This window comes from Xenorhabdus khoisanae (assembly GCF_001037465.1).
Classification (GTDB): domain Bacteria; phylum Pseudomonadota; class Gammaproteobacteria; order Enterobacterales; family Enterobacteriaceae; genus Xenorhabdus; species Xenorhabdus khoisanae.
On sequence record NZ_LFCV01000045.1, the window covers coordinates 1 to 10,260 of the forward strand.

The window sequence follows — 10,260 nt, forward strand, 5'->3', positions numbered from 1 at the left end:
CCCAAAATTACTCCGCTTGCTGGATATCACAGGTTGCCTGATAACAATTGATGCGATGGGATGCCAAACGAAGATTGCGGAACAAATTGTGCAGCAGGAAGGTGACTATCTTCTGGCGGTGAAAGGGGATCAGGAAACGTTGTATCGCGCGGTTAAGAAGGCGTTGTCAGCCCAAGTTTCTGCCGTGAGTCATGCCGAAAATATCACGATAGAACAAGGACATGGTCGTATAGAAGCCCGTGAATATCATGTGTTACCCGCCCAAGCGCTGTCTCAACAATTTCCAGAATGGAAAAACGTAAAAACTGTGGGCGTGGCAATTGGATAAACACGGGGTTACAATACGCCGGATGAGCTATTTAAAGGGACAAAAACTCATTTACTTCGTTTATAACGATGTTGCGCTTAATATGTGAATCCAAGTATACCAATTATTATTGATGATGTTTGACTTTTCATTCAAATCATGTTCGGTTCTTATGGAGATTTATTTGACATTAAACCAAAAACACGCTCTTGAATTGACACTGACGCAACTCATGACAGATGAGCATGTGATCGCATTAAAGCCGTTTTTTATTAACCCAGCGGAAAAATATATCCGCTGAGCTGCATATTTGATAAGCTTCGAATGGAAATGGCAAATGACTCTTTCTGGCTGGCGTTGCAACTTACACATACAAGAAAGCGCAAGTTTTTCATCTTGTCTACACTACGCATTATTGCTGGCTCTCTGTGTCGTGGTATAAGAATCTCAGGCACTCTACACTTCATCACCAAACAAACATTTGACCTCACTCAACCCAATCGATAAAGTATTCAACTGTTATCAATGATCCATCGCCTGTAAGGATCAACGTTAAGCGGCGAACAAAAACTCCCGTAGCCTGAAAGGAGTGCATGTTATGCGGTACATCTGCGCACTTTTGGAAGCAGATATCATTGGACACCTAACCCTCCGTCTGATGATGAAAGTTTCCCGGTGTTACTCATCACCGGCTACTCATACAACAGGGCAAAACAGACCCTGCCTTACGTTAAACGATACCGTTTTCATCGGTACAATATTCATCCACATTTTCAATTCATCACGATAAACGTCACGAAAATGGCGCGGCGTCACTTGTGTTGGCGCGAAGCGATGACCAAGTGACGTCGCCGGGCGTCAGCGTCCAGAGCGCATTCGGTCTGCCTTTACGACCGATTTGAACCCTGAATTACTCAGTGAAACCATTCAAAACAGACCATTAACAGACATTTCGTTTGATTGACGAACGAATTCCAGATCTGGTTTTCAACCCACCGCCTTAAAACAGGCTGATGCAGTAAAAAAAGGAGATATGACATACGTCAAGATAATGAGGCGTTCATCCTGAGCTGATCAGGCAATGAACGGGGAGCCTTCCATCGCTGTGCTCAGCACGTCGCGAGCTCCTGCAATAACTCAACACAACCTCACTCTGCTACACATTATCTGACGCATCACGGAACGGTGAACCTGAACCGACACGCAGAGACTTGTTTAAAAAATGAATAAAAACAGAGAAAAAGTGACAGGAGAGGCGTGAATGGCGCAGAAATCGGCACGTTCAAAAATTGAGTTGTTCAGGAAAGCATTTATTACCCATGCCCGACAAGCGGGTGGGAGCTTTGCCACGGTTGCCGATCGTGAACGGATTGCCCGGCAGTTTCTTAACTTTCTCAAGGATAAAGGCATTAAGCTCCGGCAGATGGACAGCCTTAAAGTCAAATATATTGAACGCTATATTGCAGAGCGAAAGGCCAGCCATATCAGCCACCGGACTCTGCAAAATGAAATGTCCGTGCTGAGAAGCGTTTTAGCGCAGGCCGGAAAGCATAAGCTGGCTGATCCCGGTAATGCCCGTTTGAGCAACCGGGCACTCGGTATTGTTGCAATAAACCGAAAAGGAACTAAAACAGCGTTGGCACCGGCTGCGTTCCGTGAAATCTTTCAGCTGGTCGAACAAAAAGACCGGCATGTGGCGGCGGTGATGCAACTGGCGTATGTTCTGGGGTTGCGCACCAAAGAAGCGGTGGAAGCCTATAAATCGTTAGCCACCTGGAAAAAAGCACTGGAAAATGGGCAGACCTCTGTGCGGGTGATATTTGGCACCAAAGGTGGACGGCCGAGGCAGACGACCATATTGGATCGGGCAGCGCTGCAACATGCCATTGCTTATGCCGAGCGAGAGCAGGCAGAGCGTGGTGGAAAACTGATTGATAAACCGACGATCACGCAGGCCATAGACCGTTACCGGTATATTGTCAGAAGTGCAGGGCTGACGGGTAAGAAAGTCCCGCACAGTATGCGCTACCATTTTGCCCGGCAATCTGGGGCGCATTACACCGCACAGGGATTCAGTGAGCGGGAAGCGCTGGCATTGGCATCAATGGATTTGGGGCACGGTGACGGACGTGGGCGCTATATCCGGCAGGTGTATTACCAGAAAGGTGAGGCGGAATAACACTATTTTCCCTGACAAAATATCTAGATTAATCGCTACCCTGCCTGACCGTCAGCTATGCGCGTAAAGCGGACATGGTGTAAGTCCAAAGTGTCTACGTTATCATGCGAAATTAATGTAATAAAAAACCCGCACAAGGCGGGTTCATTTTATTATCAGCAGAACTTAGCTGCTCAGACTATTGCCTTCATCGCTATTGTAAGTGTCGCTAATAATTAGCAACGCTTACAGCGCTGTGACGTTTCCAGCTGCAGGGCCTTTAGCGCCATTTTCAATAGTGAAGGAGACTTGCTGACCTTCATCAAGCGTTTTGTAGTTGTCACTCTGGATAGCAGAGAAATGTACGAATACATCCTTGCTGCCGTCGTTCGGAGTGATAAAGCCAAAACCTTTATCTGCGTTAAACCATTTTACTAAACCAGTCATTTTATTAGACATAGATACTTCCTTTATTGATGAGCCACTAAGAGTGGCGATGATGGCCTGTAATTCGAGTTACTTATTTGGCACTTAGGAGGAGGCTCATGAAGAAGGATATCTGTAGATAACACCTGAACTGAGGACTGCTTTACTAAAACTGCTTTCATAAGGTCTGTATTCCAAACCGATGTCGATATTAAGACATAGATAAATTATTTTAGCAACGTTTATATTTTTTATTTTAACCAATTAAACTACTTAAACACCCTGCAGCTGATGTCCATTAGCTGCAGATCATGACAATATCAGACACTAATCTCCCAGGGATCGACAGATATTATAAGTATCCTGCAAAACCGGTCCATTCAATTTTAGAGGCCTTCCGATATGCGCGATAAACAGACTGATCTGCTTATAGTTGGCAATGGTTATCACAGAACGAAAGGATAACTAACGGTAGTGCGTCTCAATCAGCAGGGGATAGAAGCGAAAGCAGCCCGGCTCCCTATGCTGTATATAATCACAGATTTCGCTCTAAATACTTATAAAGCGATCAGAGCATATCAGTATGGCATATAAATAACATGAGGCTAAATTACTAGCGCTAATATAAGAGAACCTTTTCTTATTAAGTGATCCTTGCTAACAGAAATGATACTCATCTTGGCAAAGGGAAATAATGCATCTTGAATCATACTATCTTCATCAATAAGTGAGCCAAAGGTAGATAATGTACTTTGAATCATATTATCTTCATCAATAAGTGAGTTAAAGGTAGCAGTAGAGGTATTTAACTCTTTAAACTCTTTCGATAAGTATCGATATTGCTCTGATAAATCATATTTTCTTGCGAGTTCGATAAATAAATCGTGGTAATATATCTTCTGGCTAACAGGGTAAGCATCCACCATTTCTGCTAGATTACATAACACTATTATATCCCATGCTTGGAATGGCCAGAGCATGCGATACTCTCTCTTCTTCAAGATGTCAGGGAATGAAGGATTTTTTTTATTTTGGCTAGGTATAAAAAATTCTTTATTAATCATCCATCTTTTCCATTTCTGATAGCCTCGATTAAAGTAAGTTTGACGGTTATCTATGTATTCGGATGCGAGCTTGGTCACTTCTTTCTTTAGATATACTGACCTTACTCTTTTATGGTGGATATGTTTGCAATCAGATTTGAATTGTAACTTTATTTGCTTAAGGTTCTCGGTTAATGGTGGATGCTTAACCCAAACCCATGTCGGTGTATTCGATTCATTTGAATAATGACGACAAACTATACTTCTGTCATCTTGATAATTTAGAGCAGGTATCTCTTCGGTAAAAGAATAGATAATCGATATCACGCGATTACCGCGATATCCTTCTATTACCGCATAGTCATTTGATTCATGACAAGGTAATATCTTGTCACAGGTTATATTCCTTTTGGGATAAAGCAACAGTTTTTCTTTGTACGTTTGTCCTGCATAAGTACACTCTACCTCTTTATGTATACTGGGTAAGTGAATTCTTTTGCTAGATATAGACTTCTGAAGCGATGATAAAGCCCTGTTTCTTCTTTCTGCCTTTTTATTCCTATTCTCTTCTTCAATCTGTTTAAAATACTCGATTTTCTTAATTTCAAGTTCTGAGTGATAAATCCACTTGTATTCGACGAGATTATTTTTTACCAGAGAAATCCATTCAGAGATGCTATTACCTTCAGCAAGAGGAAAGTAGTACTCAATTGAGTCAATCTGTTGGTCAATGTAATACCGTTCTTTATCCTCGTCACATTTGTGAGTAACGCAGACTTCAATAGCTACATCGCCAGTATCTGTCGCAAGATATACGTCTGTTAGGTAGGGCCCGATCCTGTATTCGAGTGCTGACTCTTTAACTTCAGTTGTTAGGCCGGGAACGACAATATCAGTTTCGTCGATGGTTATCTCATTTGTTGGAAGAGTAATTTCAGATAGCGAAGAAAAATGTAGTTGCATCGCTATATGTAACTGAGTCATCTGGCAGTCACGACTTTCTTCCTTTGTAGTATGAGAGAAGTGGTGTGTAACGATCTTTCCATTGTTCTTTGCAATGAGAGGGTCACCACAATGCTTACAAACACAGTTACAGCGTTTTCCGTTTGGTACTGAATCTACGTGAACTATCGTGTTTGAATCATTGTGAAAGGCATATTCAAAAAACATCCGCACTGTCCGCATCCTTACTTATCTATCTATTTGATTATCCTGTATCAATGGATACATTACTAACTGTGATATGTTAATGAAAGAGGAACTGGTCACTTTATCAACTTAACGCCATCCTTTTCAGGAATAATATTGCCTAAACAGGGGTCAATATTGACCGAATCTCTCTTTGAGTGCCTCTATAAAACAACGAATCTTCGCAATTGGGCGTTGAGTGGAGGGGGTGAGAACATGCATGGGACGAGCTGGGGTCTGATAATCCGTTAAGATTTGAATTAAGCGACCATTATTGATTTCACTTTGTAGTATATCTCTTGGACCAAGGATAATTCCGTAGCCTTCAATGGCTGCATGTAATAGTGCTTTCCAATCGTTAGAACGAAATCGCCCCTGTGGTTTCACCTCTTCCTCTTTACCCTCTTTGATAAATATCCAGCGGCAAGCCATCAAGGCTGTCCAAATACCGTAAATCAGGCAAGAATGCATGGATAATTCAGACGGTGAATCAGGTGTCCCTACTCGATTTAGATAGTCAGGAGATGCGCAGGTTATCAATTGGTAGGGGCGTAATCGATGAGCAATCAAGGAGCTGTCCTCAAGCTCCCCGATTCGAATCGTCACTTCATATCCTTCTTGTATCGGATCAACTATGCGATCACTTAATGTCAGCTCGATTTCTGTGTCAGTATAACGCGCAAGATAGTCCGTGATAAAAGGTGTTAATGATGTTGAGCCGAACGTTACCGGGGCATTAACTTTTAAGATACCTGATGGTGTAGATTTTAAATCATGGACAAGGGAATCTGCCGTCTCAACTTCCGCAAGGATCAACTGACATTGGGCATAATAACGTTGACCTATATCGGTTAAGTGCTGGCGACGGGTCGTTCTGTTGAGCAATGTCACCCCCAGTCTCGACTCTAACCATGCAATGTGTTTTGACACCATCTGAGCTGACATATTTAAAGCCTCTGAGGTTGCAGCGAAAGAGCCTAACTCGGCAGCTTTTACAAATACGGCCATACTGGTGAGTCGATCCATCATTCACTCCTATTTGTTGATTAATATTGTGTAAAGTGACGATTTATCTATTATTTGTTGTTTATTATGCTCCTTTCACACCCAAAAGTGAAAGGAGAGGAACATGAAAATAGGTATCGTTGGCGCTGGTTTTGTGGGTAGAGCAATCGCTAAACTTGCACTAAGGGCAGGGCATGAAGTTATGCTGAGTAATTCGCGCTCCCCCAATACGCTGTTCAGTTTAAAACCAATGATAGGTTGTGAGATTGGTTCTTCGGAAGAGGCTGTAAGTTTCGGTGATGTCGTTGTGTTGGCTATACCTATGTCAGCGATTAATGGCTTGCCTGTCAAGGCATTGCAGTATAAGCAAGTCATTGATGCAATGAATTATTACCCTGAACGAGATGGCATCATTGAAGGGCTCGAATCGAACACACTAACCACGAGCGAACTCATCTCTCGAGTTATTCCAACTTCACACATAACAAAGGCATTTAATGCGATTCCGATGACGCAATTAGAGCAGGATGGTTCGCCTAGGGGTGAAAATAATCGACGAGCTTTACCTTTTGCCGGTAATGATGAACAAGGAAAGAAAATTGTGACTCAGTTATATGAGGAGTTCGGTTTTGAGCCGTTTGATGTGGGTTCGCTATCTGAAAGCTGGAAGTTTGAAAGAGGACGTCCCGCATACTGCGTACGCATGAATAAAACGACGTTAGAAGAAACTATTAAAAATACAATGCGTTAACGTCTGGCTAGGTAATCGTTACTTGTTCATTTACCATAGTTCGGTACAGAAATGATTCAGCCATGCCTGGCTGTCCGTTTTTGACACAGGGCTGCTTCAGCAGCCCTGACAAACTCAAACCTCAATTGACTCAGAGATCTCCAAAGCGTCATCGACTTCAATGCCCAGGTAACGAACTGTACTTTCCAATTTTCTATGACCCAGTAGGAGCTGAATCATCCGAAGATTCTTGGTTTTTTTGTATATCAGGTATGGCTTATTCCTTCTCATGGAATGCGTGCTGTACAGCGAATCATCGAGACCAAGCTTTTCAATCCAACCATGAAAAATACGGTTGTATTGCCTGGTTGAGATGTGTTGGGAAGAACCTACTCGGGATTGAAAAAGGTAGTCGGTACTTCGCAGGTGGGCTATTTTTATCCAAGCCGCAACGGCTTCTCTGGTACCTTTAGTTAATTCAAACTGAACAGGGATACCGGTCTTCTGTTGCAAAACAGTTGTCCTACTTAAAACAGAACTGCTACAAGCAACATCTGACACTTTGAGTTTAACCAGATCGCAGCCACGAAGTTTACTATCCAGTGCCACGTTGAAAAGAGCCAGATCGCGTGTTTTCCCTTCCAGCTCGAGTCTGATTCGTATCCCCCAGATATGGGATATCTGAAGCGGTCTTTTTTGGCCGATGATACGGTTTTTGTTCCACGGTGATGTATTCATAATTAAATCTCCTATGATAAAGGAGATTTAATTATGGCTGTCATGAACTAGGAGCTGACTAATCGATATGTCGTCGAGTGGGAGCCTGTAAATTAAACTGTGTATTTGCTTATCTTGATATGTTTAATTTATTATCAAAATAAGGTTGATTTATGAACGATATGCAATTATAGGTTCTTGCCAATGAACTGGCTAAAAACCTCAAAACACCTGATGATATCAACCAATTTGATCGGTTACTGAAAAACTCAGCGTCGAAGCCGCGCTGAATACGGAAATGAGCCATCACCTCGGTTATGAAAAACATTAGTCAAAAATCAGGACTAATGCTCGTAACGAATACTCCTCAAAACGATTATCACTGGCGATGGCCCTCTATAAAGGTGATCAAAATTATTGAACTACATCAGATAGAATTTGTCAGATTATCCCTTTCTGGATGAAAGTAATCCGTGTTGCTTCATTCAAATCCATGTCTTTCATAGTTGCAGGTGACACCCAGACAATTTCCTGAAATTCCTCATTGAATGTAATATCTCGATTGGCACTGATACAATCAAAGATGAGGTAAATCATATAAACCTCTTCAGTAGTACCATCAGGATACGTTTTAACCCGGACATCATCACGAAAAGCCCAGGGTTTCACCTCTGTTATCTCTAGGGCTTCACCCAGTTCTTCCCTGATTTCTCGTCTTAGTGCTTCTTCCATCGTTTCACCAGGCTCCATTCCTCCTCCGGACAAAGCCCATTGTCCCGGAAATACACCACGATCAGAAGCCATTTTACAAAGTAGAAATTCTCCGTCATTTTGAATGACAGGACAGACAATTATTCTTTGACGCATATTATCTCCGTAACATATTTATTTTGTTGATCACTGTATCAGAAAATGCGTCAATCTTATCCGGATTTTGACAAATCATAACTTTATCACGGAGACTTTCGGGAAGTTTATTCAGAAAATATTGGTACTCATCATGCCAGCCTTTTATCCATTTAAATTTTGTTATTTCATCAGGAAACTCCTTGGGGCGAATCCCGTGAATTTCATCATAATTTAGATGTTGCAGAGAGTATTCTACGGAATAATCAATGAAAACGATGATGTCAGGTACAGGAATAATGTGATTTATTTCCTCCCATAGCTTCATATATGTCGCGTGGTGTGATTCACTTATATAACCAGCTTTCAACATGAAATTAATAAATATGTAATCTTCAAGATGAGAACGCTCCATTACCAAGTTAAATCCTTTTTCCATCCAAGATTTGAGTAACAATGCTCGCTGGATCATAAAATTAAGCTGTATTAGGTAGCCGTAGTTGCTGGTATCATCAAAAAGATATTGCAGCAGAGAATGATGAACATTTTTTTCGTCAATAGCGATAGTATGCGGATCATGTTGAAATAAGGATGAGGACAGCTGTTTTAGCAGGGTACTTTTTCCCACTCCTGAATTACCGGACAAACATATATAGAGAGGCTTTCTTTCTAGATTTCCCTCTTTTTCGTCTGCGGACCAAGGATCCATGTAAAGATAATTATATTTCATGATGTAAACTCCCTGCTATCCAGCCAGAATCGGTTATTTTCACATTTGTGTATGATTTCACTGTTTCCGAAGATTGCTGTCAAAATTTTATCAGGTGGGTCTGTCAGCATATTGCCTAACAAAGTGTAATTTTCACCATCAGGAATAATGATGTCGAAATTAGGTTCCATAACAACGTTAGCTTTATCACGTTCTTCAAAGGTAGCCCAGCTTATCGGCATAGTCGGATGTTGTTTTTTAAGTACTTCCATTTTGCGGATAAATAATGTGGTATCGATCTCCAATTTATCCCTTTTTTCTTTCCCGACGCCTAAGGGACAGAACTGATAAAATCGCCATGCTTGAATTTTATAAGGAAGTTGTTCAATCCAATGGACAATATCGTTTAAGGTATTCACATTTGACAGGGAAACAACTGTGGTTAGTTTGATATTAATACGGTTATGCACATCAGGGAGCCACATCAGTATGTTTTTGATAACTCTGTGCTGATTGCTCATTTTGTTACTGCGAATATCAGTATTAATCTGCTGGTCAATACCATCGATTGGCATTCCCACCCAATCTAATATTGGATTCAATCTCTCATGATCCATCATGAAACGATGCCCGACCGTTGACAGGTAAGTCATGAATCCCTTGTGTTTTGCATATCCAATCAATTCAATAAAATCCTTTCTTGAAGTGGGTTCCCCTCCGGTAAAGCCGATACGCCGGAAACCCATTTGATACATCCGGTCAATAACAGAAAATGCACTAGCAAGGGAGGAATCTTCTATGCCAGGGTTTCGGAAGCAGAGATCACAATCGAGATTACAATGCGAAGTTATTCTGAAATCCATAAGTAGGCTACTAATGTCCATAAAGCATCCTTATACTGTTATTAAAAATCCCAATAAACATTATACTTTGTATGGTTATTTATTTTAAGATACTCTACAAGGAATAAAATTCAAGCAGTAACAGATCTTTTTTTAAAAGAAGTATGAAATAATGGCATTAATTTAAATAAATATGTCCAATGTGAAATTATAACTATTATGTTATATAACTAAGAAAAAGCAAAAAAGGTGATTATGAAAGCTGTTATTTTCGATATGGATGGTGTAC

9 protein-coding genes and 2 pseudogenes are annotated in these 10,260 nt (G+C 41.2%); 4 read left to right on the forward strand and 7 right to left on the reverse strand.

Annotated features, from left to right (window positions below; all coding sequences use genetic code 11):
• Both AB204_RS08000 and AB204_RS08005 read left to right on the forward strand, forming a co-directional pair.
• A pseudogene (locus tag AB204_RS08000) lies at positions 1–322 on the forward strand (ISAs1 family transposase); the annotation flags it as partial.
• A gap of 1,246 nt (positions 323–1,568) precedes the next feature.
• On the forward strand, positions 1,569–2,486 hold the full coding sequence (locus AB204_RS08005; RefSeq protein WP_047962860.1) for an integrase domain-containing protein: 918 nt from the start codon (positions 1,569–1,571) through the stop codon (positions 2,484–2,486).
• Positions 2,487–2,711: 225 nt separating this feature from the next.
• Here AB204_RS08005 and cspE read toward each other — a convergent pair whose 3' ends face one another.
• The 3 genes from cspE to AB204_RS08020 form a co-directional block, all read right to left on the reverse strand.
• A complete protein-coding gene (gene cspE / locus AB204_RS08010) occupies positions 2,712–2,924 on the reverse strand; it encodes a transcription antiterminator/RNA stability regulator CspE (RefSeq protein WP_047769059.1) in 213 nt (70 codons plus the stop codon).
• 572 nt (positions 2,925–3,496) lie between these two features.
• Positions 3,497–5,104, reverse strand: a complete 1,608-nt coding sequence (locus tag AB204_RS08015; RefSeq protein WP_047962861.1) for a competence protein CoiA family protein — start codon at positions 5,102–5,104, stop codon at positions 3,497–3,499.
• A 150-nt stretch (positions 5,105–5,254) separates the two neighbouring features.
• Complete coding sequence (locus tag AB204_RS08020) at positions 5,255–6,148, reverse strand: LysR family transcriptional regulator (RefSeq protein WP_047962862.1); 894 nt, start codon at positions 6,146–6,148, stop codon at positions 5,255–5,257.
• A gap of 103 nt (positions 6,149–6,251) precedes the next feature.
• Here AB204_RS08020 and AB204_RS08025 point away from each other — a divergent pair, with 103 nt between their 5' ends.
• Positions 6,252–6,878, forward strand: coding sequence for an NADPH-dependent F420 reductase (locus tag AB204_RS08025; protein ID WP_047962863.1), 627 nt, complete (start codon positions 6,252–6,254; stop codon positions 6,876–6,878).
• A gap of 114 nt (positions 6,879–6,992) precedes the next feature.
• Here AB204_RS08025 and AB204_RS08030 read toward each other — a convergent pair whose 3' ends face one another.
• Positions 6,993–7,595, reverse strand: a complete 603-nt coding sequence (locus AB204_RS08030; RefSeq protein ID WP_047962864.1) for a tyrosine-type recombinase/integrase — start codon at positions 7,593–7,595, stop codon at positions 6,993–6,995.
• A 188-nt stretch (positions 7,596–7,783) separates the two neighbouring features.
• On the opposite strand from AB204_RS08030, the pseudogene AB204_RS23920 reads away from it, so the two are divergent.
• A pseudogene (locus tag AB204_RS23920) lies at positions 7,784–7,973 on the forward strand (IS256 family transposase); the annotation flags it as partial.
• 42 nt (positions 7,974–8,015) lie between these two features.
• Here AB204_RS23920 and nudI read toward each other — a convergent pair.
• Genes nudI through AB204_RS08045 form a run of 3 tightly spaced genes read right to left on the reverse strand, consistent with a single transcriptional unit; the run spans position 8,016 to position 10,013 of the window.
• Entirely contained in the window at positions 8,016–8,441 is a 426-nt protein-coding gene (gene nudI / locus AB204_RS08035; RefSeq protein ID WP_047962865.1) for a nucleoside triphosphatase NudI, read from the reverse strand.
• A gap of 1 nt (position 8,442) precedes the next feature.
• On the reverse strand, positions 8,443–9,150 hold the full coding sequence (locus AB204_RS08040) for a deoxynucleoside kinase (protein WP_047962866.1): 708 nt from the start codon (positions 9,148–9,150) through the stop codon (positions 8,443–8,445).
• The gene (locus tag AB204_RS08045; protein WP_047962867.1) at positions 9,147–10,013 is read right to left on the reverse strand and encodes a radical SAM protein; all 867 of its coding nucleotides are present in this window, start codon (positions 10,011–10,013) and stop codon (positions 9,147–9,149) included. Before AB204_RS08045 ends, AB204_RS08040 begins: the two co-directional genes overlap by 4 nt.
• Positions 10,014–10,260: the final 247 nt, after the last annotated feature.

What these genes read in the sequence shown, in the direction of transcription:
- AB204_RS08005 (WP_047962860.1), top strand. Translation starts at nt 1,569, where the DNA reads ATGGCGCAGAAATCGGCACGTTCAAAAATTGAGTTGTTCAGGAAAGCA.
- cspE (WP_047769059.1), bottom strand. Translation starts at nt 2,924, where the DNA reads ATGTCTAATAAAATGACTGGTTTAGTAAAATGGTTTAACGCAGATAAA.
- AB204_RS08015 (WP_047962861.1), bottom strand. Translation starts at nt 5,104, where the DNA reads ATGTTTTTTGAATATGCCTTTCACAATGATTCAAACACGATAGTTCAC.
- AB204_RS08020 (WP_047962862.1), bottom strand. Translation starts at nt 6,148, where the DNA reads ATGGATCGACTCACCAGTATGGCCGTATTTGTAAAAGCTGCCGAGTTA.
- AB204_RS08025 (WP_047962863.1), top strand. Translation starts at nt 6,252, where the DNA reads ATGAAAATAGGTATCGTTGGCGCTGGTTTTGTGGGTAGAGCAATCGCT.
- AB204_RS08030 (WP_047962864.1), bottom strand. Translation starts at nt 7,595, where the DNA reads ATGAATACATCACCGTGGAACAAAAACCGTATCATCGGCCAAAAAAGA.
- nudI (WP_047962865.1), bottom strand. Translation starts at nt 8,441, where the DNA reads ATGCGTCAAAGAATAATTGTCTGTCCTGTCATTCAAAATGACGGAGAA.
- AB204_RS08040 (WP_047962866.1), bottom strand. Translation starts at nt 9,150, where the DNA reads ATGAAATATAATTATCTTTACATGGATCCTTGGTCCGCAGACGAAAAA.
- AB204_RS08045 (WP_047962867.1), bottom strand. Translation starts at nt 10,013, where the DNA reads ATGGACATTAGTAGCCTACTTATGGATTTCAGAATAACTTCGCATTGT.